The sequence below is a fragment of the Natrialba taiwanensis DSM 12281 genome, from assembly GCF_000337595.1.
GTDB lineage: Archaea > Halobacteriota > Halobacteria > Halobacteriales > Natrialbaceae > Natrialba > Natrialba taiwanensis.
This window is the reverse complement of the sequence record NZ_AOIL01000034.1, coordinates 15,616-41,788: the sequence shown is the minus strand read 5'-3', so window position 1 is coordinate 41,788 and position 26,173 is coordinate 15,616. Positions and strand designations below refer to the sequence as shown.

Annotated in this window: 20 protein-coding genes and 5 pseudogenes; 13 read left to right on the top strand and 12 right to left on the bottom strand. The window is 57.9% G+C overall.

Annotation, left to right across the window (positions count from 1 at the left end; translation table 11 throughout):
• Window positions 1-123: 123 nt before the first annotated feature.
• Window positions 124-885, top strand: coding sequence for an IclR family transcriptional regulator (locus tag C484_RS09730; protein ID WP_006825764.1), 762 nt, complete (start codon window positions 124-126; stop codon window positions 883-885).
• A gap of 12 nt (window positions 886-897) precedes the next feature.
• On the opposite strand, the pseudogene C484_RS24620 reads toward C484_RS09730, so the two are convergent.
• Both C484_RS24620 and C484_RS09725 read right to left on the bottom strand, forming a co-directional pair.
• Window positions 898-990, bottom strand: a pseudogene (locus tag C484_RS24620) (SDR family oxidoreductase); the annotation flags it as partial.
• A gap of 125 nt (window positions 991-1,115) precedes the next feature.
• Window positions 1,116-1,640, bottom strand: a pseudogene (locus C484_RS09725) (SDR family NAD(P)-dependent oxidoreductase); the annotation flags it as partial.
• Between the two features lie 337 nt (window positions 1,641-1,977).
• Between C484_RS09725 and C484_RS24990 the strand changes: the two are divergent.
• The 3 genes and pseudogenes from C484_RS24990 to C484_RS09715 all read left to right on the top strand — a co-directional run.
• Window positions 1,978-2,172: pseudogene (locus C484_RS24990) on the top strand (hypothetical protein); the annotation flags it as partial.
• A 770-nt stretch (window positions 2,173-2,942) separates the two neighbouring features.
• Entirely contained in the window at window positions 2,943-3,710 is a 768-nt protein-coding gene (locus C484_RS09720; protein ID WP_083867321.1) for an IclR family transcriptional regulator, read from the top strand.
• A gap of 277 nt (window positions 3,711-3,987) precedes the next feature.
• Window positions 3,988-4,239 (top strand): HalOD1 output domain-containing protein, encoded by a 252-nt coding sequence (locus C484_RS09715; protein ID WP_006825761.1) that lies wholly within the window; start codon window positions 3,988-3,990, stop codon window positions 4,237-4,239.
• 274 nt (window positions 4,240-4,513) lie between these two features.
• On the opposite strand, the gene lpdA is transcribed toward C484_RS09715, so the two are convergent.
• Window positions 4,514-5,938 (bottom strand): dihydrolipoyl dehydrogenase, encoded by a 1,425-nt coding sequence (lpdA, locus tag C484_RS09710; protein ID WP_006825760.1) that lies wholly within the window; start codon window positions 5,936-5,938, stop codon window positions 4,514-4,516.
• 110 nt (window positions 5,939-6,048) lie between these two features.
• Between lpdA and C484_RS09705 the strand changes: the two genes are divergently transcribed.
• The 3 genes from C484_RS09705 to C484_RS09695 all read left to right on the top strand — a co-directional run bounded on the left by C484_RS09705 (window position 6,049) and on the right by C484_RS09695 (window position 9,488).
• Window positions 6,049-6,990, top strand: coding sequence for an alpha/beta hydrolase (locus tag C484_RS09705; RefSeq protein ID WP_083867320.1), 942 nt, complete (start codon window positions 6,049-6,051; stop codon window positions 6,988-6,990).
• Between the two features lie 139 nt (window positions 6,991-7,129).
• On the top strand, window positions 7,130-7,942 hold the full coding sequence (locus C484_RS09700; protein ID WP_006825758.1) for an SDR family NAD(P)-dependent oxidoreductase: 813 nt from the start codon (window positions 7,130-7,132) through the stop codon (window positions 7,940-7,942).
• A 220-nt stretch (window positions 7,943-8,162) separates the two neighbouring features.
• On the top strand, window positions 8,163-9,488 hold the full coding sequence (locus tag C484_RS09695) for an E3 binding domain-containing protein (protein WP_083867323.1): 1,326 nt from the start codon (window positions 8,163-8,165) through the stop codon (window positions 9,486-9,488).
• Between the two features lie 167 nt (window positions 9,489-9,655).
• On the opposite strand, the gene C484_RS09690 is transcribed toward C484_RS09695, so the two are convergent.
• The 3 genes from C484_RS09690 to C484_RS09680 are packed head-to-tail and all read right to left on the bottom strand — an operon-like array spanning window position 9,656 to window position 12,729.
• On the bottom strand, window positions 9,656-10,675 hold the full coding sequence (locus C484_RS09690; protein ID WP_006825756.1) for an NAD(+)/NADH kinase: 1,020 nt from the start codon (window positions 10,673-10,675) through the stop codon (window positions 9,656-9,658).
• Window positions 10,676-10,681: 6 nt separating this feature from the next.
• The gene (locus C484_RS09685; protein ID WP_006667684.1) at window positions 10,682-11,686 is read right to left on the bottom strand and encodes an alpha-ketoacid dehydrogenase subunit beta; all 1,005 of its coding nucleotides are present in this window, start codon (window positions 11,684-11,686) and stop codon (window positions 10,682-10,684) included.
• Window positions 11,683-12,729: a thiamine pyrophosphate-dependent dehydrogenase E1 component subunit alpha gene (locus tag C484_RS09680; protein WP_006825755.1), complete on the bottom strand. Its 1,047-nt coding sequence runs from the start codon at window positions 12,727-12,729 to the stop codon at window positions 11,683-11,685. The genes C484_RS09685 and C484_RS09680 overlap by 4 nt, the downstream gene beginning before the upstream one ends.
• A 123-nt stretch (window positions 12,730-12,852) precedes the next feature.
• Here C484_RS09680 and C484_RS09675 point away from each other — a divergent pair, with 123 nt between their 5' ends.
• Window positions 12,853-13,929, top strand: a complete 1,077-nt coding sequence (locus C484_RS09675) for a 2,3-butanediol dehydrogenase (RefSeq protein WP_006825754.1) — start codon at window positions 12,853-12,855, stop codon at window positions 13,927-13,929.
• Between the two features lie 138 nt (window positions 13,930-14,067).
• A complete protein-coding gene (locus C484_RS09670) occupies window positions 14,068-14,760 on the top strand; it encodes a lipoyl protein ligase domain-containing protein (protein WP_006825753.1) in 693 nt (230 codons plus the stop codon).
• A gap of 748 nt (window positions 14,761-15,508) precedes the next feature.
• Here C484_RS09670 and C484_RS09665 read toward each other — a convergent pair.
• Window positions 15,509-16,852, bottom strand: a complete 1,344-nt coding sequence (locus tag C484_RS09665; protein ID WP_006825752.1) for a glycoside hydrolase family 68 protein — start codon at window positions 16,850-16,852, stop codon at window positions 15,509-15,511.
• A 328-nt stretch (window positions 16,853-17,180) separates the two neighbouring features.
• Between C484_RS09665 and C484_RS24310 the strand changes: the two are divergent.
• Window positions 17,181-17,827: pseudogene (locus C484_RS24310) on the top strand (integrase core domain-containing protein); the annotation flags it as partial.
• An 81-nt stretch (window positions 17,828-17,908) separates the two neighbouring features.
• On the opposite strand, the pseudogene C484_RS09660 reads toward C484_RS24310, so the two are convergent.
• Together C484_RS09660 and C484_RS09655 are read right to left on the bottom strand one after the other, a co-directional pair.
• A pseudogene (locus C484_RS09660) lies at window positions 17,909-18,889 on the bottom strand (transposase).
• A 583-nt stretch (window positions 18,890-19,472) separates the two neighbouring features.
• On the bottom strand, window positions 19,473-19,628 hold the full coding sequence (locus C484_RS09655; protein WP_006825750.1) for a hypothetical protein: 156 nt from the start codon (window positions 19,626-19,628) through the stop codon (window positions 19,473-19,475).
• A gap of 282 nt (window positions 19,629-19,910) precedes the next feature.
• Here C484_RS09655 and C484_RS22270 point away from each other — a divergent pair, with 282 nt between their 5' ends.
• From C484_RS22270 to C484_RS09640, 3 genes are all read left to right on the top strand, one after another.
• Window positions 19,911-20,270, top strand: coding sequence for a Fic/DOC family N-terminal domain-containing protein (locus tag C484_RS22270; RefSeq protein WP_239640957.1), 360 nt, complete (start codon window positions 19,911-19,913; stop codon window positions 20,268-20,270).
• Window positions 20,271-21,717: 1,447 nt separating this feature from the next.
• Window positions 21,718-22,065, top strand: a complete 348-nt coding sequence (locus C484_RS09645; RefSeq protein ID WP_006825748.1) for a hypothetical protein — start codon at window positions 21,718-21,720, stop codon at window positions 22,063-22,065.
• Window positions 22,066-22,434: 369 nt separating this feature from the next.
• On the top strand, window positions 22,435-23,382 hold the full coding sequence (locus C484_RS09640; protein WP_006825746.1) for a hypothetical protein: 948 nt from the start codon (window positions 22,435-22,437) through the stop codon (window positions 23,380-23,382).
• Window positions 23,383-23,476: 94 nt separating this feature from the next.
• Here C484_RS09640 and C484_RS09635 read toward each other — a convergent pair whose 3' ends face one another.
• The 3 genes from C484_RS09635 to pstB all read right to left on the bottom strand — a co-directional run bounded on the left by C484_RS09635 (window position 23,477) and on the right by pstB (window position 26,144).
• A complete protein-coding gene (locus C484_RS09635; RefSeq protein WP_239640956.1) occupies window positions 23,477-24,520 on the bottom strand; it encodes an AbrB/MazE/SpoVT family DNA-binding domain-containing protein in 1,044 nt (347 codons plus the stop codon).
• Window positions 24,521-24,585: 65 nt separating this feature from the next.
• Window positions 24,586-25,254 (bottom strand): phosphate signaling complex protein PhoU, encoded by a 669-nt coding sequence (gene phoU, locus C484_RS09630; RefSeq protein WP_006825744.1) that lies wholly within the window; start codon window positions 25,252-25,254, stop codon window positions 24,586-24,588.
• Window positions 25,255-25,259: 5 nt separating this feature from the next.
• A complete protein-coding gene (gene pstB, locus C484_RS09625; RefSeq protein ID WP_006825743.1) occupies window positions 25,260-26,144 on the bottom strand; it encodes a phosphate ABC transporter ATP-binding protein PstB in 885 nt (294 codons plus the stop codon).
• Between the last annotated feature and the right edge of the window lie 29 nt (window positions 26,145-26,173).

The following is a 26,173-nucleotide window of genomic DNA, read 5'->3' as shown; positions in this document are numbered from 1 at the left end:
ACGACCCAAACTATAACGAATATCGATCCTGGGTGCCGAGGATACGATTCCAGTATCGTTGGACAATTTCGAAAAGAATATTGAGGGCAGTATGTGATACATACACACACACACACACACACAATGACGAACGGTCCAAACCGGATCAAGGCGGTCGAGAACGTATTCGAAATCGTCGAGAACGGGGGGAAGCTCGACGGCTGCCGGGTCAGGGAGTTGGCGGATCACATGGACCTCCCGAAGAGCACAGCCCATATCTACCTCAAGACGCTGGAAGACACCGGGTACGTGGTCAGGCGGAATGAGCAGTACCAGCTCAGCCTTCGGTTCCTAAACGTAGGGGGACAGGTCCGGCACAACAACAGCCTCTACCAGGTAAGCCGCAACGAGGTCGACGACTTGGCCCGGACGATAAGCGAGGTTGCCACCATCGGCTGTGAAGAGAACGGCTACCGGGTGATGCTGTACCGGACCGAGCCGACCGGTGCCATCTTCAACAACGCGTCGACCGGCGAGTACACCCGGATGCACTGGACGGCACTCGGCAAGGCGATACTGTCACAGAAGTCCGACGAGGAGATCACTGAGATCGCCGACCGCCACGGGCTCCCGCGGGCGACTGAGCACACGATCGTCGACCGCGACGCCCTGCTCGACGAGATAGAGACCATCAGGTTGCAGGGGTACGCGATAGAGGACGAGGAGCGCGTCAAGGGCGTCAAGTCCGTCGCCGTACAGGTCGAAAGCGACAGTGAGACGCCCGATGCCGCCATCTCTGCCGCCGGGCCGAAACACGAGTTCACCCCCGAGCGCATCCAGGAGGAGCTGCTCCCAGCGCTCCAGAACACCGCGAACGTAGTCGAACTCAAGACCAAACACTACTGATCCCCACCGCCCTCACGCGGTCGATCCGCCGTCAACGTGGATTACCTCGCCGGTAAGGTAGTCCGACTGATCCCGCGCGAGAAACGCCGCAAGGTCGCTGATGTCCTCCGGCGTCCCGAGGCGGCCGTACGGGACGTTCTCGGCCCGCTCCTCGACCCACGACGGGTCCTCCGCCCTAACCCCTCATTCATCGATGTCTTCGTTGTTCCTGGGGCTATCGCCACCACTGAGACACCGTCAGAGCCGTAGTCGACCGCGAGCTGCCGGACCGCTGCATCGAGGCCGCCCTTACTTGCGCAGTACGAGGGGAGCTCCGGCACGCCGACCGACCCCGCTTCAGAAGTGACATGGAGGAGCGTCCCCTCCGTCTCTATCAGCGCTGGCAGGACATGCTTGCTGACCCGAAGCGCGCCGAGAAGGTTCACGTCGAGCACCGCGGTCATATCCGCCTCGTCCGCCTCGTGAAGCCGTCCTCGTGTGATCATTCCCGCGCTGTTGACAGCCACGTCGATCGCTCCGAGGCAGTCGACCGCGGTCGTGACGGCCCGCTCGACGGTCTCATCATCCCGGACATCGCACTCGATCGGCACGCACCTAGTCGGCAGCGATTCGGCAAAGGTCTCCAGGTCGTCCGAGGACCGGGCGACCACAGCCACGTCAGCTCCCCGATCAGCGTATTCCTCAGCAACCTCCTTCCCGATCCCGCGACTCGCTCCGACAACGAAAGCGCTCTTCCCGTACAGGTCTCCCGACATCGCCCCCACGTCCGTCTGCCTACGGAATAATTCCTCGGGTTGGACCGGAACTGAGCCACGGGTCCAACGTCGTTGGACACGGCTGGCTCCACGGTCAAATCGGTCCGACAGTGGCCTCCGGAGAAAAGCATTGGTACGCATTCGTTCAGAGTCACTACACGCCCATGAGTACTATCGACGTGCTGGTCCCGCGAAGCGTAACCCACGGGATGCCCGCGGCGGACTATGCCGCCGCACTGCGAGACCGGCTACCCGATCACCGCATCGAGGTGGCACCGGTACCCAGGAAGCGGCAACTCGCCGCGAACGCTAGGGTAATCAGCTCGATCCACCCGACGCGGCCCTGCTCGACAACACGACGGAACTCGAACTATTCACAGTCGCCGCGGTGGGGTACGACCACCCGCCGCTCAACGCGCTGGCCGACCACGGCGTCGCGGTGACAAACGTCTCGGGCATCCATACGCCAAACAGGTGCTCGAATACAGGTTACAACTGGCCGACATCGTCGCTGGGAACGTGCGGCGACTAGAACGGGGACAGATCTGACCTTGAAAGCCTGGTTTGAGCCCCGAAATGACCATGAGTGCGCGAGCGGCCTCGTGGCTTGCGAACGTGTCCGATCTCCCCTCCGTGGAACGCGGACGCAGCCAGCGGCACTGTCAGCAGGGCACTGTTGAGCCCACTAGTGTCCACTGTCGTTGGACACTGTCTCTGATCCATGCGCTCTGTCCGCTCCAGTAGGTGCGGACCGGAGTGTTCTCCCGGCACGACTGCGTTTCAGTGACGCCTCAGCGGGAGTCAGATGTCCCTCATCGATTAATTACATGTGTACGTTCGTAATCCATTCTACAGGCCACTGCCACTATCGAGGGGGAAGTACGGGAACTGAGGAGAATCGATTACCCAGTTCACATTGAGATTCATATTTAATAGCCAATACATTACGACGATTTCGGCAATGTCTTTGTAGTAATCGATCTAGTCGTTTTCCGGGTCGTAGTCCTGAAGCGGTTGATTGTGCTGCAACAATCGTGACAGTGCTGACCGGTGCTGAATAATGAGAGTCATAGACTCTATCATCAGAAAGAATTCGAAATAATCAGAATGAGATCACCGGAGTTCTAGCCTCTACTTATATCGTGCCTCTTCTCAAGGATCTATTCTGACTATTTCGAATAGACTCCTATCAATCTGCCTAACTCGCTCACACAATTATAGCAGACCACTATTCTTCAGTTCAACGCTTCCCTCTTCGAAATAACCGGAACTATAATGGAGGTTGATTGAGAGTCTGTTACCATGTCATCACAACCACTCAAATCTCTCTGTCGCGCTAATCGTATCGTAGAACGGCTTGTCGAAATGGAGTCCGCATCTGTAAGTGAGTTAGCTGCCGAATTTGATATGCCGCTAAGCACGATGTATGAGTATGTGAACACGCTCGAGACGATCAATTACATTACCAAGAAACCAAATGGCCGCTATTGTGTGAGCCTTTCCTTTCTCGAGATCGGAAATCAAGTTCGACGGAACTATGCTATTTATAGGGTTGGAGAGTCGGAAACCCGACGATTGGCTGAAGAAACGGGAGAGTTCGCCGGCTTAATGGTGAAAGAGGACAATCTCGGAGTGTTATTATCGATGAAAAAAGGGGACAAGGTAAAACGACTCCACGTCAGCCGGACGCATCCAGGTGTCAAATCCCGACTCAATACGACAGCCTATGGAAAGGCAATTTTAGCCCAATTATCTGATACAGAGATTCAGGACGTAATAGATCAGTATGGCCTCCATCCCAGAACAGATAACACGATAACCGAAATTGATCCTCTCTTCGAAGAAATTGAGCTCATTCGTCAACGTGGATACGCGCTTGATGACGAGGAATGCTTCGATGGGATGCGCGGTATCGGCGTTCCGGTCGTTAGTCAAACAGACGATCTCGTGGGCGGTATCGCACTTTATGGGCCACCGAGTCGTCTAACTGATGACGTTTTCTTCAAAAAGTATCCATCCGTAGTGCAGGAATATGCAAACATCATCCAGGGAAATCTGGAATATTCGTGATCACATGGTGAATATTGTCAGTTCTATTCCACACTCAGTAACGCTGTGCGTTGCGAATTGGAAGATGTTTCGCTGGCTTTTCAGCGGCTCCAGTTATTGAAATCGGGAACCAGCATCACGCTAACACTAAGAAATCATCGTCACCGAATCCTACGAGTCCCTTTTCCGCCAAATAGCGTGACATCCGTATGGATGATCCGCGTCCCTTGCGACTCTCGTTTACTGAGACTGAGACGATCGAAAACAGTAAGGGGAACGTCGTAGAGAAGTGTGGTGGATGACTGAGAGCGATCGGTACGACGCCTGGTGCCTCTCCAAACGAATCGTCAGGGAAGTTGCGGATTTCGAAGGGAGGGACCCGGCGGACCTTCCACCACTCTACGAAGCAATAGATCCGGAAGCGCTTGAAATGATCTTCACACGGACGGAGGGTGGGACGATGCGTACGGGGAAAATCGATTTTCTGTATGCAGGACATGTGGTAACGATTGAGTACGAGGACGAGCCGGTCATCAGAATCGAACAGTAGCTTCCGATAGTCGGCACGTAACCGTGGAAAGCGGCTCTCGTAGCAGGGCGTTTCATCCTGCCGATCGGAGCTATCAGGACGGTATGCTCGCGGGATCGTTGAATGGGTGGCACGCTGCTAGCGGATACCCTCAATCAAGATTGATCGCCCCAGCTGGAAGAGACAAATGGAAATGAATAGCGCGTAGACGAAACGACGGACGCATCTCGTTTCGGGCCTCGTACCCATCCTAGCCGCCGGTCGAACCGTAACTGGGTCGTCGGCTACTGTTTCGTCAGTTGTTGAGCGTGTGGACCGCTTCGCCGCGAGCGTTCGCGGCCGCCTCCATGACCGCCTCGGTGAGAGTCGGGTGCGTGTGAACCGTCGTTGCGATATCTTCTAGCGTGGCCTCCGTCTCGATAGCCAGGGCGAGTTCAGCAGCTAGCTCCGAGGCGTCGGGACAGACTAGCTGCGCGCCGAGGACCGTGCCGGAGCTCCCGTTCGCGACGATACGCACGAACCCATCAGTCTCGCCGAACGTAAGTGCACGCCCCGAGGCTCGCATCGGCATCCGTCCGACGACTGGATCGAGACCCGCGTTCTCGGCCTCGGCCTCGGCCTCGGTCATCCCGACCGTGCAGATTTCGGGATCGGTGAAGACGGCGGCCGGAATTGCTCGGGAGTCGAATGTGGCCGCCTCGCCAGCGATAACGTCGGCCGCAATTTCGCCCTCCTTGCTTGCCTTGTGGGCGAGCAGTGGCTCGCCGACGACGTCGCCGACGGCGAAAATCCGTTCGGCGACAGTTCGAGTCTGCTTGTCGGTCGGAATGAACCCCCGATCGTCGGTCTCGATACCTGCTGCTCCCAGGTTAATCGTGTCGGTGACGGGCTCCCGTCCGACGGCGACTACCACGCGGTCAGCCTCGTATTCGGACCGGTCGGCGTCGTCACTCTCAGTGAAGACGCGGACACCGCGGCCGGTTGCCTCCCAGCCACGGGCCCCTTCGCCAAAGTGGAAGTTGATACCGAGGCTTTCGGCGCGCTTCCTGACGACGCGAGCGATATCCCGCTCGTAGCCGGGCAGTACCTGATCGAGCATTTCGACGACCGTCACGTCGACGCCAAGTTTGGCGAACACCGTCGAGAGTTCCATACCAATGTAGCCCGCGCCGACGACGAGCAGCCGTTCGGGAAGCGACTCGAGTCCGAGCGCGTGCGTCGAGGAGAGAACGTATTCGCCATCGAATGGGAACTCGGGGAGTTCGACCGGACGCGACCCGGTAGCGATGACGGCGTGAGTAAACGCGATTGACCCGAGGTTCGTTCCGTTCCGTGTGATCTGGACCTCTGTTTCGCTTGTAAAGGTCGCAGTCCCGTCGATTAGGGTTACACCGTTGGCCGTACAGAGCTTCTCGACGCCACCGGTGAGTTGCTTCACGACATCGTTCTTCCAGCCGACCATTCGACTGAAGTCCACGTCGAGTTCGGCTTGGATCCCCATGTGCTCAGCGTGAGTAGCGTCGTGTGTGATATCGGCCGCTGCGATGAGTGCCTTCGAAGGAATGCAGCCGACGTTGAGGCAGGTCCCACCGTAGGCATCTTTCTCGACGAGCGCTACGTCGAAGCCGGATTGGGCAGCCCGGATAGCGGCTACGTATCCGCCGGGACCGGCACCAATCACTACTATATCCGTTTCTACCGGGATGGATTCTCCAACCATCTACTGTCACTGTCACGCGGAAGGATAAAAAAGAGGACCCTTCTCGTTTTCTATTTCGTCTGATAAAAGGTACAATTATGCCGCTCTAGACGGATGGCATAAGTGAAGCAATGTCATCGACACTCCACCCGCAAGTCGAGAAGTACCTTCACGGGCTGTCAGAACAGGGCTTACCACCGCTCTACCGGCTGTCACTAGAAGAAGCCCGTGAGACATATCGCGATCTCAGCATTCCCAGCGAACCCCCAATCACGGTCGCAGCCGTGATAGACCGCACTATCCCGGGTCCAGCGACGGATATCCCCGTGCGGATTTACAAGCCAATTGGGGACGGACCGCATCCACCGCTTGTCTTCTTCCACGGTGGTGGATGGATGCTCGGGGATTTGGGGACGTACGACGCGCTGTGTCGGGCGCTCTCGAACGCGACCGAGTGCATCGTCATCTCCGTCGACTACCGACGCGCGCCCGAACACCGGTTCCCAGCCGGACTCGAGGATTGTTACGCCGCGACGTGCTGGGTGGCGAACAACGCCGAAGCGATCGATGCCAGGCCCGATACATTGGCTATCGCCGGAGACAGCGCCGGGGGATCACTCGCATTCGGCGTCGGGCTCCTGGCACGCGATCGGGACGGACCAGCGATCGACTATCAAGTGCTCGCGTACCCCGCTTCGGACTACGCGTTCGATACGGAGTCCTACGAGGAGAACGCACAGGGATACTTCATCACGCGAAAGGACATGGAGCGGTTCTGGGACGGGTACCTCCAGAGCGAACTGGACGGTGAGCATCCGTACGCGTCGCCGCTTCGTACCGAGAGCCTGGACCGACTCCCACCCACGCTCGTTCTGACGTGCGGGTTTGATCCGCTTCGCGACGACGGCACGGAACTCGCAAGTCGGCTGTCTGAAGCCGGCGTTTCGACCGACCACGTGCAGTATGAGGATATGATCCATGGGTTCCTGATCATGCTCTCTGATCCGGAACTGGATCGGGCACACGAGGCCCTCGAGGAAATCGGAGAGAGAGTTCGAGACGAGTTGCAGTAAGCGAGTTCACCCGCCTCTCGAGGACAAGCCACGACGAGTCTCCGTCATCCGATACCAGTCCCATTGTCTGTCGCGGTCCATCCGTTTCGGTTCTTGCCACCATGATTTATAATTATATAGATCCTCTAATCGAGAGACGATGGTAGACAAGAACACACTAGACGGAGCGGTGTCGATCGTGACCGGTGGCGGCGGAGACATCGGTGGTGGGATCGCCACAGAACTCGCGGCTGCGGGAAGTGACGTAGTTATCGCCGACGTGGACATCATGGAGACGGAGTACAACCAGAAATCATCCGCGGAGATCGGCGGGGCGACGCGTGCACGTGAACTCGTGGATCGCATCGAGTCGGAAGACCAGCGCGCACACGTCGTGGACTGTGACGTCACGAAAGCAGCCCAGATCGACGCGATGGTCGACGAGGTCATCGACGAGTTCAGTCGGATTGATGTCCTCGTAAACAACGCGGGCGTCATCACCGCCACACCGGTCGAGGAGATGGCCGAAGCGGAGTGGGAGACGGTAATGGACGTGAATGCGAAGGGGATGTTCCTCGCGGCACGCGCCGCGATTCCACACCTCCGCGAGTCGGAGGGGACCATCATCAACACCGCCTCCATCGCGGGTGAGATCGGCGCCGCCGGCCTCGCACACTACTGTGCGTCGAAACACGCCGTACTCGGGCTCACGAAGTCGCTCAGTCTCGAGTTGGCGCCGGATGTTACGGTCAACGCTATCTGTCCAGGAATCGTCGAGACTCCGATGTGGGAAGACGTTTTGACGCCGGAAATCGGCGAATCGTACGACGAGACTATCGACCGAGCCATTCCGATGGGGCGCGACCAGACGCCTGAGGACATGGGGAGACTCGCCGTCTTTTTCGCGGAGAACCGGAACGTCACTGGACAGTCCGTGGTCGTCGACGGTGGCATTCTCCAGAACGTCCTCTAGAGGGGGATCCCCGGCGCAGCATATTTTTATCCAATAGTGTGACCGACGTAACCAGCTTCTCGACTGATTCCGATTCGGAGAAGAAAGGCGTGAATGACTGCACCGCGAGCGCCTCGCGGGCCGAACCTGTCACGTACTCCGTCGAAATCATCATCGGTCAAGAGATACGTTTTAGTAGATTGGCACACATGGATGATTTATAATGGCGTATATTATCAAGATGCCAAAGCTAGGGCTCGAAATGGAACAGGGGACCGTCCTCGAATGGTTCCGTGAGTCGGAAGACGACGTGTCGGAAGGGGACAAGCTCGCCGAAGTCGAATCCGAGAAGAGTATCGGCGAGGTCGAGGCGCGTGAAGACGGTGTCCTCCGTCGGATCTACGTCGAGGAAGGCAAATCCGTTCCACCCGGCACACCGATTGGTATCCTCGCAGCGGCCGATACTGATATCTCCGATCTCGAGGCCGAAGCCGAGGCCGAAATCGACGGAAAGACCGAAACAGAACGGGATACCATAGCCGACCCATCGGACACGGAGGACGATGCCGTCACGGCCGAGACGCAATCGGCCGCGTCCGCGAGAAGTTCGGCCGCTCCCGCGGCCGCAGAGGAGACGACCGAAGTGAAGGCGTCCCCGCGAGCACGGAGTCGAGCGGAGGAACTCGGTGTTGACCTCATGTCTGTCGAGGGTACCGGGCCGATGGATTCGATCACCGAGGACGACGTTGAGGCGGCAGTCGGCGATGGGACAGAGAGAGAAGAGTCCATCAAAGCTTCTCCCCGAGCCAAAAAGCGCGCGGAGGAGGCCGGCGTCGACCTCACGTCCGTCGAGGGTACCGGACCGATGGATTCGATCACCGAAGACGACGTCGAGGCGGCCGCTGAAGCCACGCGGGAGAGCGGTGCGGAAGTTCGGCAAATCACTCCCGAGCGGACCGCTTCCAACCGGTTCGAGCGAGCCACGGCTGTGGCCGACCCGTCCGCCGGAACGGCGTTGCTCGAAACCACGGAAGCGGTTCGGTCGGCGTTCGAGGAGCGAGTCACGAGTATCGACGTGTTGCTCGTGGTCGCCTCGGCGGCGCTCGCGGATCGACCGCTCATGAACGGAATCTACGCGGAATCGACGCACCAGCTCCGAGAAAGCCAGGACATTGCCCTCGTGACCGAACTCGACGACGAACTCCACACGGGCGTCGTTCCGAACGTTGAGGAGAAGTCGCTGACCGAGATCGTCGACACACGCGAACGGCTCGACGATGACAGCGAGGGAGAGCCCTCGTTCACCCTCGCAAACGCGGCCAAGACGGACTCCGACGGGATGCTCGTCAATCCACCGTGCGTCGCGGCTCTCGAGTTCGATGCGACTGGCCAGCGGGCGGTTCCAGAGGGCAGCGGTGTCGATCTCCGCCCACTCGTGACTGCTAGTCTGACCTACGACACGCGAGCGATAGACGAATCCGAGGCCGACGCCTTCTTACAGCGGTTCTTTGAGCGGGCCGAACGTGCGTCCGAACTCGTTCTCGAATCGTACCGCGGTACGGAATAAGAAGACACCACTCCTCGTCGAGCGTCTATCTGAACTCCGTCCGAATCCATTTTCGGACCAACCAAGATTCTCGAAGCTGGTTGAGTCACTCGAGACGATCCGGCGAAACGGACACGATAGGTCTGTAGGGATAATCGACTCGATAGTGGCGAAAACGGAACGCGAGGTTATCGGTCTCCAATCGGTGTCTCACTGCTGACGAGGGATCCAGCTGCTGCGGCCGCCTCTAAGGCGGTGTCTACGTCCACGAGACGTGGCCCGTCGGCGGTGGGCGTTATACTGACGATCGCGTCGGTGAGCTCGAGTTCACGCTCTCCGTCCGCGCCGACGACGCCGTCCGTTACCGCGAAGGTTGCCGGCTCGTCCCAGTCTAGCGGCTCGTGTGCCTCGATGCCAACCGTCGTCGTCATTCCCGGTGCGAGGACCGCGCGGACGGACCGGTCAGTCTCATCGGGGTCACCGAGGCGAAGTGCGGCTCCACCGGGTGCGTTGGGAGCCAGCGGTTCGATACACCCTGCGACGCTGGTGAGCCCGATGGCTGCGGGATGCGCCCGCGAAACGACGCCCCCGAGTAGCTCCGACGGATCGATAACGGCCCGCGTTCCGACGAACGACCGATCAATGATGCCGACGGTCGCTAGACCAGAGAGTCGCTTCTCTCCGGTGACGTCGTCGGCTCGGACGTCGATCCGTCCGTGACGGTAGGTCACGGCGTCGCCGTCGACCGCGTCGTTCGCAACGGCGGCGGCGGCCGCGCCAGCGACGGTTCCATCGACGGGCGTCGGCACGACGTTGTTCGTTCCCGTCGAGACGGAGACGAGCGGAACGTCGCCGAGTTCGAGTGCCGCGTCGCGGCTCGTCCCGTCACCGCCGAGAACGACGACGACGTCGGCGCTCTCGCGGAAATGCGCTGCGGCGCGCCGCGTGTCCGCGGCTGATTCTTTGATGGGCATCTCGACCGGTTCGATGTCCATCTTGGTGGGCGCTTCCGCGATGGCGTGCGAGGCGATACCAGTCTTGTCCGGCATAACGGCGACACTGGGGAACTCGCCGGCAAGAGAGAGGCCGTCGAGGACGCACTCGGCGACACGGCGTTTCGCGTAGTTGTCGACGACGCTCGCACCGCCAGTGAGACGGCGGATGTCGCGGCCGGCCGATGGATTGACGATGAGTCCAACGTGGGCCACGTGTGGTCAGGTTATCCGCCTGATGGCATTCTCGACCCCCTCGCCGTCGGGAAGGACCTCCTGTTCGAGCGGCGTGCTGAACGGCATGTGTGTATCGGGCGTACCGACGCGCTGGATGGGAGCGTCGAGGCTGAAGAACGCCTCTTCCTGTGCCCGCGTGATGATTTCGGCGTGGGTGCCATACGAGAGCGGGGTCTCGTCGGCGACAACCATCCGTCCGGTCTTTCTGAGACTCTCGGCGATGGTTTCAGTGTCGAGCGGATAGAGCGAACGCGGGTCGATGACCTCGACGCTCACGTCACCGGCCAGGCGATCAGCGACATCGAGTGATTCGCCGACAAGTCGCTGGGTCGCAACCACGGTGACATCCTCGCCCTCGCGTTCGACGGCCGCCTCGCCGATTGGAACGATATAGTCCTCGTCAGTTGGAACATCTCCTTGCTGCTCGTATATCATCTTGTTCTCGAAGACGAACACGGGGTCGTTTGACCTGATGGCGGCCTTCGTCAGCCCCTTCGCGGCAGCAGCAGTACCCGGCGCGACGGCTTTCAGGCCGGGGAAGTGTGAGATCCACGCGTGAACTGTTCCGGAGTGCTGGCTGGCAGCACCCATCCCACCACCTTCGGTTGCGCGAACGGTGACAGGAATCTCGGTCTTCCCACCGAACATGTACCGCATCTTCGCCATCTGGTTCATGATCTGTTCCATCGAAACGCCGATGAAATCCGAGAACATGAGCTCGATGACAGGGCGCGTTCCGGTTGCGGCCGCTCCCGTCGCAGCACCGACGTACCCGGCTTCGGCGATGGGTGTGTCACGGACCCGTTCCTCGCCGAACTCCTCGTAAAGGTCACCGGTCACCTCAAGGACGCCGCCGAACGCACCGACATCTTCACCCATGATGTAGACATCCTCGTCGCGTGCCAACTCCTCGCGCAATGCCTCTCGGATAGCCTCCCGGACTGTCATCGTCTCCGTCTCTTCCCGCTCGAGTTCTGCCTGAGCAGTCATTGCGAATCACCTCGGCTGGAACCACCGTCGGTACGGAGGCGGCTCGCGAACTGTTCGACTTCGGGTACCGATTCGCTGAACATGTCTTCGTAAGCTTCCTCGGGTTCCGGCAGGTCGGAGTTCTGTGCGTATTCAACCGCGTCGGCAATTTCGTCCTCGACCTCGGCCTGGAGCTCTCCGAACTCCGCCTCGGTCAGTTCGCCGCGGTCGAGAAGTCGCTCCTTGAAAGACTCGATTGCATCGCGTTCCTTCCACTGTGCGACCTCTTCCTCGTCACGGTAGTTCTGTTCGTCACCTTCGTAGTGGCCGTTGTAGCGGTAGGTCTCGGCTTCAATCATGGTCGGCCCATCACCGGCTCGCGCCCGCTTTCGCGCCTCTTCGACGGCCTCGGTTACGGCCGTCACGTCCATCCCGTCGACTGTGACCCCGGGAATATCGTAGGCCTGTGCGGTGTCACTGAGTTGTTTGACGTTATGCTGCTTCTCGACGGGCGTGGCCTCACCGTACTTGTTGTTTTCGACCAGGAAAATCGCCGGAAGATCCCACGTCGAGGCCATGTTCACGGCCTCGTGAACCTGTCCCTGTGCGACCGCGCCGTCGCCAAGGAAGGCCAACGCGACCTGATCGCGGTCCTGGTAGTCGATCGACAACGCGGCACCGGTCGCAAGCGGCGGGCCCGCACCCACGATGCCGTTTGCGCCCAGCATCCCGGCGTCTACGTCGGCGATGTGCATTGAACCACCCTTCCCGTTACAGTATCCGCTCCGTTTGCCGAACAGTTCGGCCATCATCAGCTTGGTGTCCAGCCCCTTCGCGATGCAGTGACCGTGGCCTCTGTGTGTACTGGTAATGTAATCGTCCGGTTCAAGAGCAGCACATGTCCCGACACCGACCGCCTCCTCACCGATATACAGGTGAACGAATCCGGGAATTTCGCCGTCGGCGAAGTACTCGCCGGCTTTCGTATCGAATTCACGGATCGTCAGCATTCGACGCAAGGCTTCGAGTCTGCCGTCTTCCGTGTCTAGCGTATAATCTTCCATGCTCCGTCAAGGCCTACCATACATTAAGACATAATATTATCGATTTTTCATCCAAGACCTCTCACTGGGGGAGCAGTACTCGTCCACTATATTTATCACGGTGCATGGTAACTATCGGTTGGTATGAGAGCTGTTACCTATCACGGGCGGAAAGACATCCGTGTCGAGGACGTTGAACAGGAGGCCGTCGGGAGAGGGCAGGTTCGTATCGAGATCGATTCGTGCGGTATCTGTGGCTCAGATCTCCACGAGTACACTGCCGGACCGATCTTCGTACCCGATGATGAACCGCATCCAGTGTCGCAGGAAACGGCACCGATAAGGATGGGACACGAGTTCAGCGGAACCGTCTCTGACGTTGGCGAGGGGGTAACGGGATTGGATTCGGGTGACGCCGTCGCCGTCAACCCAATCCTCTCCTGCGGGAAGTGTCGCCAGTGTCGGGAAGGAAACTACCACATCTGTGATTCGATCGGCTTCATCGGACTCTCGGGCGGCGGCGGTGGATTCGCCGAAAGCGTCGTCCTAGACGCGGAACACGCCGTAGCACTCGGTGACGACGTGCCGATCGAGTACGGTGCGCTGGTCGAACCGCTAACCGTCGCGTTGCACGCGGTGCGACGCTCCGGACTTCACTCCGGCGATTCGGTCGCGGTCTTCGGAGCGGGGCCGATCGGGTTGGCCGTGATTCAGTGCGCCCGGGTCGCGGGCGCGAGGTCGATATTCGTTTCCGAACCGCGAGAGGCCAGGCGCGACCGCGCAGTAGCGTGTGGCGCCGACGAACTCATCGATCCCTCGAATGCGGATCCCGTCGAGTACATCGCCTCGAATACCGACGGCGGTGTCGACGTTTCGTTCGAGGTCGCGGGTGTCGAAGCCTCGTTCAACGCGGCAATTGAGAGTACGGTTCCGAGCGGTCAGATGACTGTCGTGAGCATCTGGGAGGAAAAAGTGAGCACTCATCCGAACAACCTCGTGCTCGGTGAGCGGACGGTCACTGGAACGCTCGCCTATCTCGGCGGCCCTCGATCCGACGAGGAGTACGGAATGGTGATCGACATGCTCGCCGACGGTCGACTCGATCCCGACCCGTTTATCACCGACCAGATCGGTCTCGAGGAAATTGTCGACGACGGGTTCGAGCGGCTCATTGATCCTGAAAGCGATCACATCAAAATCCTTGTCAAGCCGAACGACTAGCGGCGAATACCGAGCGACCGACTCGCTGCTGGTACCGTCCGAGTAGCCCACCTCACACGCTCCACTCCTTCCCAGCGTTGGCTGTCTACTGATCAGTACCTATAACGCTTATTTCGGGGGACAACGTCTGTCGTTTGTATGCGTGTACTCCGCGGTCGAGCGTCCACCATCGAACGGGATCACGCGGTAACACAATCACTACTCTCGGAACCGATCGAAACCGCCGTCAGAGTGTGGCGTCCGCTTCGACACGTCGCGTTCGGACCTCGAGACGTCCAGGAAGACCGATACGAACGGGCGTGTGAAACCGCCAGAAAGCTGGGATACGGAACATACGAGCGCAGCGTCGGTGGCCGGGCAGTGGCGTACACGGGGACGACCATCTGTTTCGCACATATCGATACAGTGGCTGACAAGCGAGCAGGATTGACGGACCGCTACGAGCGGATTCTCGATCGACTACGGATCGCACTCGATGCTGTCGATGTAGCGTCCGAACGGGGCGAGCCCGAAGCGGCCTTCTGTCCCGGAACGCACTCCCTGTCGGCCGGCGGAAAGCTCGTCGGCATCGCCCAACGCGTTCGCCAGAACGCGGCGCTGACGGCCGGCATCGTCGTCCCTCGCGACCGCGACGAACTTATCGCCGTCCTCGAGCCGGTTTATGCAGAACTCGATATTCCGTTCGATCCGGACGCCATGGGGAGCGTCCGTCAGGCGGGTAGCGAGGCGAGTCCCGAACGCGTCCGTCAAGCTATCGAAGACGCATTAGTCGCCGGAAGTGAACGGGATGGTACACAGATACAGCGGGAACGCGTCTCTGTGGGCATCTAACAGGCAATCCGCCCACAGTTGGATATTTCGCCGCCGCCAGAAATCCTGTACTGTACGATCGTCTCCGTTGCGAGACGCCGCTGGGGTCGGTGCGAAATGAGCGAGACAGAACTCGGGGAGCGAACTCACAGGATAACCGAAAGCGATCGCGAGTATTCGAGATAGTCAGAATGCCCCCGAATGCCCCCATATGACATGGGGGTTAATACCAAACCTGGGAAGGCTATTACGACTATTTCGAATTCCGCTGAAATGCATGACTGTGACGGTCACTGAGAATACTGAGCAATATGACTGCGTCCGGCGGATAAGTAGTGCCGGGAATATTCACCAACGACAAACGTCGTTGAGGGTTCCGAATAGAGGATCGCGGTTGCAGGTGGGAACAATGGGAACCTAAAGCAAGGTAGAAATGCGGTATTGAACTGACCGGTGGAAACCCACTAGATTACGAAGGTACGATTGTAATCACCAATGGGAAGGAGATTATTGGTACCCACGATTAGCGTTCATGGTCGGCCGTAAAACCAACCTCATAGCTGCTCAGATCGATAGCGTGATCGGCACTTGATGAACTCCGTATTGTGTCGAAACCACCAGACAGCTCTCCCCTCAATAACGTGCTTCACAAGGCGGCTGCTAAGATTACCATGGCTGCCCTTATGACGGAGTAGGTCCCTCCCTCCGTCTATTTTTCAGGGATCGAAAGCAAGTGAATAGCAGCACTCACTGGAGCAATTGGGTTCTCTTATTTCCCTCTTCCGTTCGATCCACCCGAGGGGAGGAAGTGGCCATCGTTGAGTTCGTTTACGACTCGCGTTTCCGTCCCATTGAGTTGCAGCTTTAAACTCGGGGCAAGCGTACCACCAAACAGTTCCTTTTGCTCTTCGGGAGGGAGATATCCGACTTCGTCGAGACTGATTTCACCCCGAGAAGTGTCGTCGAGACCACGGAAGTTCTCGAAGCTCTCGACGAGTGCGTCGTTCCCCTGGGGCATCGCCAGCCATGAATAGCCCTGGAAAGAGGCCTCCTCGGGGTTGGCAATGACCAGTCCGCTGCCGTTAAGCGGCTCGTAGTCACCATAGAGCGAGTCACTCACGAACCCGTACAGTGCGTCAGGGCCCTGGAGGCCGGGAGCAAAGGTGAACTCGTGACTCAGCACGAACAGGTACCACTTGCCGTTCTGGAAGACGTAGTGAGGGCGCTCAAGTTGCTGGTTGACTTCAATGGCTTCGAGGTTCGGTGGGAGCAGCTCCCACTCGGTGAGTTCGTCGTTCGTCGCTCGTGCCACGCCAACGTTCCCGTTATAGCTCTGTGGGTCGTCCGGGTTCTCTCCTGCTGTGGGCGTGTTACCTTCAAACACGACCATGTCCTCTCCCGTATCAGGGTGCTGGAAGTACCACGGATCACGGAACGCATAAACGATACCTTGCTCTCGGGACTGCTCTAAGGTCTGGTAGAGTTCTCCGTCAGCCTTACCTATGAGGATGTGTTCCTGCTCTCCAACCACCTCAACGCCATGTGGGCCTGTCTCTAGCGTTGCGCCCTTCGCAAGCGCAAGCCGCTGGCGGAACTCCGGTTCTGCGCTGGTTGGCGTGTAGAAGTGATAGATCTGGTCCTCGCTGCGGTCATACATCGCGGATCCGGCCCACTGGTGATGGCCGAGTGGGTCGTCCAAGGCCGTACCGCCCTCCTGCCAGTCATGGCCGTTCCGGGAATAGAAGTATCGAATTGTTGCCTCGTTGTGACGAGCACCGGGTACGAGGTCCTTCGACGCCGTCAAAGAGAAGACGACTTGCCAGCCGTTGATCTTTGCGATTGAACCGTCGCGGTATCGAAGCGGCCAGGTATCCCAGATCCAGTAGTCGTCCGAGATCACGTCGGGGTTTTCGTTGATCACTGGCGCAGTCAGATCATCTGTGAGTTCAATGTTGTTCGCGTGTTCACGCGTCCATGCGCTGGCCTCGCCCGTTTCACGTGCGGCCCCAGATCCAGTTCCGGCTGCCAGTCCGAGGCCGGCCGCGCCAATTGCGCCGGTTGCTTTGAGTACGCCACGTCTATTCAACTCAATATTACTACTTCTATCTCCCATTTCAAACGAGTATTTACTCACTCTGTACTAAAAGATTCCTATCTTGACTATGCTACATGGAGAGTATTTCATTATCGGCACTGTCTAGTTGAATCAGCTTGAGCAGTGAGCAGCCGTTGAGTTTCTTGGGCAAGATGCTCGCAAACCTGCTCAGCGAAAGTTACGGGCGGATTTAGAAGAATCGTGGGAAAACAAGCGGACGGCGACGTTCAGGAGAACCTCACTCCCCTGCAGCACATCAGAACTCGTTGGGTTCTGAGGCCGCCCGTCAGGGCGTTCGCCATCCCCCTCCACGAAACTGGTTGTTCTCTCATGGNTTCTGAGGCCGCCCGTCAGGGCGTTCGCCATCCCCCTCCACGAAACTGGTTGTTCTCTCATGGAGACACCAACGATTTTAGCTGAATGAAGCGTTGGACGCTCTCTCATGGAGCGCTCTGCAATGTGGTGTATCGGCTAGCTGACAGCATTTCCGACCTGCCGGCGTCCACGAGAGCAAAGCTCTTGTGTGGCCCATCAGAACGCTCCACGTTCTGCGGACGGCGAAGCCGTCAAGGGTCGCAGTTGACAAGACCGCGGTCAAAATCAACGGCGAGTGGTCTTGGGTGCACGCTGCAATAGACACCGAGACACAATTGATTCTCGATGTCGCGCTGTTTGGCCGGCACGGCACCGATCCAGCNCATCAACTCAAGGAGAAACATGATCTCTGGGATGCTACGTTTCTCGTCAATCAATTCGTCTATCGGACTGCCCCTCTGTCAGTTAGGATTAAGCGGCCAGGTCAAATATCCAAACGAAACCTGATCGAAGTGGTTTCATACCCTCAAAATGCGGATCGACCACTCCCATAATTCGTGGGTGGACAGTCAAGCGAGCGTCCGCGAGTGTCTTGAAAACCCCATGCATTACTATAACCGTCAGAGACCGCACCAAACTCTTGATGGAAAGACCCCCATTGAGGAGGTTCAGAACTAGACAGTGCCCTCTGTGACGGTGCACCAGTATACGCGACGTCGAAGACTGTTACAACGATTGGAGGGTGTCATAGAAGTCTTCTCACACCGAGATTACAGTACTTCCTGGATTGTCTCCACGTTCATAGTTGGTGATCGCAACGACGAGACGGAGACATAGAGCAAGAAACACCTGCGCTCGTGCATGGACGCGGCCTCGGGCTCGGACGTGCCCGAGGCCGCAGTCCTTGACTGCATTGTTGGTTCGTTCGACTCCTGTACGGCGGTTATACGTCTCGTCTACCGTCGACTGCTTCAGCTGAACGTCCTTACTGTGCTCGGTGATGCGGTCTTCGACCCTGTACTCGATGTCTTTCGGGTTGTCAGTGTTTCGTGCGTTGTATGGAGCGACTGGCACGACCCCTGCGGCCAGCAGCTGGTCGTGCCAGTCAAGCGTGTCGTAGGCACTATCACCGACTATCCAGATCAGCTGTTCGACGGCGAGCGCGTTACGCGTGACGCGCATCGCCGTCTCTTCTGGGGCTTGTTTGCTCTCGGTGAACTCCGCGGCGATAGGGATCTTTTGTCCGGTCGAGACGATCGTACAGCCGTAGCCGTACGGCGGTTGAATCATAGCATTTCGACGCATCTTGATCGGCTGGCATCGTTCTCACATCAGTCGAATCGATACAGTAGGTCAAGTCGAGCAGGCCGTGGTGGGCGGCCTGCTCGACGAGGTGGTCAAAGATTTCGTCAACGACGTGTTCGAGATCGGTGAGAAAGCGATCGACCGCGTCTCTCGACCGCGGTCGATCGAAGCCACAACTGAGCCAGACAACTGTATTCTGAAGCTCTGGTTCAACGGGGCGGATGCCGTAGATGTCTTTGTAGTAGCAATGGAGGAAGCCACACATCACTCTGGTGGCTCGTGATCTCGTGTTCGCCCCGTTTCCACCGGGGCGAACACGTCGAACTCTTCGAGAAACTCGAATGAAAGGTGCTCAAACAACGCTAGCGTTTCTGTCTCCACGACATTGAAGGACGTCTCCACCGAAGAATGCTCTTGCAGGGTCGCTGGACTCATCCACCACAGCGTTCACCCTGCTCTTTGGTGTGCCACTCGTTCTATGACACCCTCATTCATATTCAAGAAGTGAAACGAGCGACCACGTTCCCCCTGGCGAGTAACTGGTTCTCCATCATCTTCTCGAGCTTGTCCAGTACAGCATCCCGATATACCTGGACAGTACGTTGCAACTGCCAAACACGTTGCCGAACGCAGCTCCGTCCTATTTTTTGAACCCCCGAGAGGGGTGCGGGAACTCACTCCCGTCACCGAGCTATGACCGAGTCAGACCATCCGTGGCGAGACGAACCCCTACTGTACGAACTCTACTGGAAACTTGAGTTGAGTACGNCTCCCGTCACCGAGCTATGACCGAGTCAGACCATCCGTGGCGAGACGAACCCCTACTGTACGAACTCTACTGGAAACTTGAGTTGAGTACGGTCAAAATCGCGGACAAGCTGGGGTGTACACAACAGACGGTCCCGAAGTGGATGCGCAAGTTCGACATCCCTCGTCGGGACGCACGCGAGGCGGCCCCAAACCGGCAATGGCATCCCTCCGTGTTCACCGACTCTGGCTACGTTATCTGTGCCTCGAGTTATCGGGAGCCGAGAGTGAACGCGTGCTTGTTGATGTCCGGCTTACCAAGCGCCATTCCGCCGATACCGAAGATTTCGGACGGGAGCATCGTACCGGTCGCCGTGTCGACGAGGTACGGGGCGAGGTAGCCACCCGCGACCATGCCGATATCCATCTACACGTCGCTGTCAGTCAGGGCCTGTGTGGCCTGATCGAAATTCATCGTCATGCGAGTCCAATCAATCGGCCGGACTCGGATATATGAGTGCGTCAGACCCGCAGTTAGCCCACGTAGATGGGGGCGGTCTGCGGTAATCTGCAGTCAACCCTGTCACAAGAGAACCCGTTTTCCAAAATCCTCGTCTCGTATTTTGAGTAGGGCTACCTCAGGCGAGAGATATCAAATCGGTTTAAGAGCGATATGATGAACAGCCCGGGGTTCGTGGTATAGTCAAATGTGGACTCGAGAACTTCCGGAAGAGGCTCCCGGCCACTATCGCGAGTCTCATCCATTTCCATACTACATTCCGGACAAGCTCCCCTCTCGACAGGGATCGATGTCGACGACGAACTCACCGAACGTATCGCCGACGCATCCTTTCAGCTCGGCCAGATCGACGGGATCAGCCCAACCATCGACTTCTCGCCGGTCCTCTACACATCCCTCGTCCGCCTCGAGGCCGTCGAGACCGCCGAAATAGAAGGGGCCGATGTCGACGTGGACGAGGTATACGCCCATCACACACGGACTAGCAGAGACGAGACCGTCGATGTGAACCGAGACTTGCAGGAGGTCCTGGTTCGCAGCCAGTATTGACACCGACACACCACAGATCGCACTCCCAGCCTCGGTGGAGACCCAGATCGAGACCGCCAACAAGCCCTACACCGCAGCCGCATTCTTCCATTTCAAGGACATCGAGTTCTGCTTCTCGATCGTAGAAGGTCATACCCTAGATAATGATTATCATAATAATGGCTTATAGTTTCCTCCGCTTCCAGTGCAGTTCCGGTGGAAGAACCAGTGTCCTTCCGCACTCGAAGTACTACTAGAGCGGTTCTATTGGAATTTTCAATCGGTGATAGGGTTAGCATCCAAGCGATGCGTATAGGTATCTATATACTGTCTCTTTCTTCTACTTCGCCCTCAATTTCGCATCATGGAAGTCGTTGAGTGCTATCCGGCATCCGATGTATGCTGCAAGGACAGCGGTTACAAACACCATCACAAGCAGAAGAATGGTTTCAGCGACCATACCAAATAGTAGATTACTAGCATGTATTTGTTTTTTGGTCTATCGGGGTGTTCGGTTCGAATCTCTGCAACGGCTGTTTCGGACAAAATTGCGTCTGATGAACAGGATTTCAATGGCCACTAGAGCATATCTGGATATCTGGACAAGAATACCAAAATCGCCTCGGTCGTCGCCTGTGAGCCCACTTAGATCGAAAGACGGAATGCAAGTGGTCACGCATTGCGGTGTGGCAAATAATTTACTGAATGCTTCGTATGCATGATGCAGTTGCGATACGAGATAGAGCCTCTCGTCGGCACCAAATAACCGCCCGTTCTGTCCTTCTAACCTCTGTTCTGTTGCTCTATTTCGCCCCGCAATGAGAGAAAGACATATCGCACCGTTCAGCGTAGAACTCGTATGACAGAAGCCACAGCGGACAAACAATCCGCTGATGCCCACGGGGAGTGGATAGCGATTGGGGCCGGAATGGGGATGGTCGTAGGTCCAGCAGCAGGCTCAACCGGTGCAGGTCTCGTACTCGGAGCCGCTGCTGGGGTTGCGTATGAAGGAATGAAATCCCGCACAGACTGACAAGACGCTTCTCAAGAACAATTGAAAAGCACCACTCATCGCTACATGCTCGACCACGGTTCGAACACTTCGAGGGGAATAGTTTCATTTGATTTTATTTCACGGAATACCCACTCTATTTATTGACTATGATTGATGCTGTCTGGTGATTTAACACAGGTAGATGGTGATGAAAACACCCGCCTTCTTACCGGTCAGCGGTAGATATAAGCCGCTACCGTTCAACAATTAGAACGGAAGCCATTAAATGAACACGAAAGTGTCCCGGGTGGCCTAACACCCGAGACGTGGCTTCCAAACCCGTCCGGGGTTTGCAAGCATGTTTGCGTACATTCTCACGGGATATAAACATCCCGCACGACTGATGCATCGCACTATTCAAGCAGTAACACGACTCTCCTGCGGTATTGAAGGGTCTCTGAGGTGTCGCTCAGTATGACTGACGGTACCGGTTCCGAGTACAGCACGAACACGGCAGGTGGGACCGAGAAGAGTCGCAATGACACTGTCAGTACCGATTCTGCTCGGACAGCAGTGACGTTCGAAACGAACGACTCGGCGGACGGTGATCAGGGATCTCAGCCGGAACGCGACGCCGTCGATGACGGACGGGTACCCACTGATGGCCTTCACGAAGTACTCCGTAACGCCGAACGTGACCTCAGAGAGATCGACGAACAACTCCCCGGTCCACTGACGCTCAACGACTCGCTCACTGAACTCCGCGCCACCGTAGACGCGTATGCTCGGCTCGGGCCTGCCCGCTGCAACAGCGGGGACTAAGTCACCGGAATAGCGCAGTCGCTCGTCGGAGGTCGACCCCTGTCTTTCTCGGGGGTTATGTCCTCTTTTGCACTTCTGCAGAGGGACGACTGATCCTGAACATGCGCCGCACAAACGCAGTATTGTGAGGATCAAAGAGAACCTGAAGGGCCTGTGACGGATGAGGCTAGTGTCGATAACCGACGACAGGATCGGATATCTGCGAGAGCACACAGAACCGCTCGCACCGGAAGACGAAACGACCATCAACTGCTGGCTGTCTCGTATCGAAGGCACAGACCAGTTATCCGGGGAGCAAGACCAATGTTCAGTCGATGATGAAACACACGAACCGAACGACTAACGGATTACCGGTCGTAACGATCGAACATGGACAGATGCGAGATCCGTGAGGCACGTGCGGACCTCGACGGACTATCGCTGGAGGCGGCGATCGCTGTCGTCGACGAGTCGGCGGAGTCAGACACGGTACGTGAGACGCTCGCTATCGTCGCCGAGGACGGTGTCATCCGCCGGACGGCCGTCGACGGTGCACTGGCGAACGCTTCGAAAGTAGTAACGACCGCAGAGACGCGCGCAGAACTGGCGGCCACCTCGCTGGAAGATGTCCGCGACATCGCCGGACCCGTTTCGGATTTAGATCTCGTCACGAACCGTCTCAACCCCTTTGAGACGCGTCTAGAGATTATCGAGGATCGGACAACCGATCTCGGAGATCGCATTCAGAGAATCATCGATCACAAGAACGATGGCGATCTCTACGACCTCGCCCGGGAAATCCGGCGGGTTACAGCTACGGCCAACGAAATCCAGCGCGCCGCCGACAACCTTCAGCTCGAACTAGGGAACTTCGAAGAGTGGCTCGAAGACCCCGACCACCGAGTCGAAGAACTCGTTGACGATATCGATGCATTCGAGCAGTCGCTAGACGAACTCGACGGCGTCGCCACCGATCTGGCGGCCGACGATACTGAACTCGAGGACGACGCTGCGGTTGTGTGGGTACAGGGGACGATCCAACACCGCGTTACTGCACTAATGATCGATGACATACAATATGAGCTGGCTACGCTCCGAAAGTGGGCTGATCGTGAGGGAGCCGATCGACCGGCGGGCGTCGATCAGCGACTCAGCGACCTGGAGGCGCGTCACGATGCTCTGGGCGAGCGATTCGCCAACTGTGCCGAGTCTACGTGGTACGAGCGCTTTGGTGACCGGGTGGAAGATATCGACAATGCGCTGGGGGAGCTGGAGCCACCAGTTGCGTGGGATGAAGTCGAGGCCGTCATCAAGGAGCACCGGCCAAGCGTCGAGTAGCGACGCTATTGCCGGCGGCAGTGAGACGGAAAACCGATGACAGAAGGAGCAACCGACTGACAGTGACTGGAAGTCTGGGGTAGCTGTTAGCGCGTCAAGTCCGGCTATCAATATTCTCAGCACGGATCGCGGCCCGAACGGCGATCTTGGCGATAGCGTGGCCGTGATCGGCGGTCCTGCGGAGGTGGTCAAGTGCGCTGGTCAGCGCGACTGCCGTGGGAACGGACTCCACGCGCGAGCCATCAAATAGCGTCTGTTCAAGCGTATCAACCGCCGTGACGGCATCGTCGCGGTACTTTATCGCCTCGTGAGCCGTACTAACACCGTCTTCGTTCTCGAGAACAGCGGTCACCGCAGTATCAACGGCGTTTCTGGCGTCCTCGGCAGCCGAGCGTACGTCCCCGGCGATCTCTTTGGAGAGCGGTTCAGGGAGTTTTTCGGCGATGCGGGCAGTCCGGACCGCCCGGTTGACGACGGCGCTGAGCCGGTGGGCGGTCGCGTAGTAGTCAAATAGGTCCGGCCGTGAAACGTCCAGTTGGTCGAGTTCATCGAGCGAAATTAGCGACCGCGAGAAGTGTCGGGCGATCAACTGTGCAAAGCGGGCGACCCTGTCGGCGCGCTCATCGACGTGAGTGCGAGCGTCGTCGGTGTTGACAAACGCCACTGTCGCGTCCTCGTGTAACAACAGCGCGGCGTACTGGATTTGGACAAGCACGTGGCGAATTGAGACGTTCGAGGGGTCCAGAAGGTGCTTGACCGTGATTTCTGTCTCGGACTCGGCAAGGACGTCCGTTCCGACTAAGTTTCGCACCGCCGACCGCGCACCCCGGCGTCCAGCGTCGGTGAACAACTGTCTCGGTGTCAGCGTTACGGTCTCGAAGCCGCCCGTGTGGGCCATTTGGATTGCCTGTCGGATCCTTTTAGGATCGTCACCGTCAACCTCGACGGTCGCCTCGGCCAGTTGTTCGACATCTTCAACCGAGGAACGGATGACGATCGATCCGTCGAGATGGATGTACAGCTGCAGTTCCATTCCCGGCTCCAGCCGGTGGTCAGTCACCCATTTCTTGGGAATCGAGACAGTATGGGTATAGCCGCCGGCCTCCTGTAGTTTTCTCGTTTCCATAGGTGTCGTCATATCCTCGGCAACACGAGTCGGATCATCAGTATCAGTATCAGTATCAGATCAGTATCAGATCAGTATCAGTAGATCAATTCTGGGTCATTCTCAACCATATAATGGGTGCGCGCGGCGATGTTGACGGCATGGTCGCCGATCCGCTCCAAGTCACGAATCGTCAGCAGTACCCGCGAGACATCGTCCAGTAATTGTTCGATACCCCAGGCGCTAGCCTCGCGGGCGATGAGTTCGCGTACGACCGCCTCGCTGGCGCGCTGACACAGCGCATCGATTTCGTCGTCGCGGGTGTCGATCGCCCGACAGGCGTCGGTGTCGTCCGCGACGTAGGCATCGATAGCTGCCTGGACTTGATTGCAAACTTCATCGCCGATTCTGTGGATATCGACCTTGGAGAACGCTCCTGAGGTATCAGCCAGCGCATAGCGAGCGAGATTTGTCGCCAGGTCGCCGATCCGTTCGAGGTCGGTGAGGATCTTGAAGGAGGCGGCGATGAACCGCAAGTCCGAGGCGACGGGTTGCTGGAGCGCTAGTAAGTTTATGCAGTCGCCCTCAAGGTCGAGGTACCGTTCGTTGACGATCTCATCGTTGTCGATCACCTTGCGGGCCACCATCTCATTACCGTCTTCGAGCGATTCCAGCGCCTGCCGGAGCTGGGTCAGTACCGTCTTGGCCATCGATTCGACGCCGTCACGTAACTCGGTAAGCGACTCACGGTAGTCCTCGCGGGCCATGCGTATCACCCGAACTTCCCGCTGATATAGTCCTCAACGCGCTGGCTTTCGGGATCCTCGAAAATCTTCTCGGTATTGTCGTACTCGACGAGTTCGCCACCGGTCAGGAAGACCGCCGTCTGATCGGAGACTCGGGCGGCTTGTTGCATGCTGTGGGTGACGACGACGACCGTGTAGTCTTGCGCGAGGTCTTCGATGAGATCCTCGATCTTCGAGGTAGCGATCGGGTCGAGCGCCGAGGCTGGCTCGTCCATCAGGATGATTTCTGGATCGACTGCTAGACACCGGGCGATACAGAGCCGCTGTTGCTGGCCGCCCGACAGACCCAGCGCGTTGTCTTCCAGTCTGTCGCTGACCTCTTCCCAAAGCGCGGCTCGCTCGAGCGAGCGCTTGACGAGTTCCTCCTCGCTCTCGGGATCGGCGCGACCGGTCAGCCGTGCGAGTAATCCTGTCTCGATATCACCGTGTTTTCGCGGCCCGTAGGAGACGTTTGCTCGAATCGATTTCGGGAAGGGATTAGGGCTCTGGAATACCATACCCACGCGCTTGCGTAACTCGACGAGGTCGATCCCATCCTGGTAGATGTCCTCGCCGTCGAGTTCGACCGTCCCGTTGATGCTGGCGCTGCGGATGCGGTCGTTCATCCGATTGAGACAGCGCAGGAACGTCGACTTGCCACAACCGGACGGTCCGATGAGTGCTGTCACGCTCTGTTCTGGGATATCCATTGAGACATCCTTCAGGGCGTGGTCGTCACTGTAGTGGACGTCCAGATCCTTGACTGCGAGTTTCGTTTTGCCGCCGGTATCGTAGTCGACCCATTCCGAACGTGTTTCCTCGGCGGTTTCGCCGTCGGTCGTCGATATCGTCTGTCCGGCTGTACGGTTCATCTCATCAGTCGCGTCGACAGGGTCTGTTT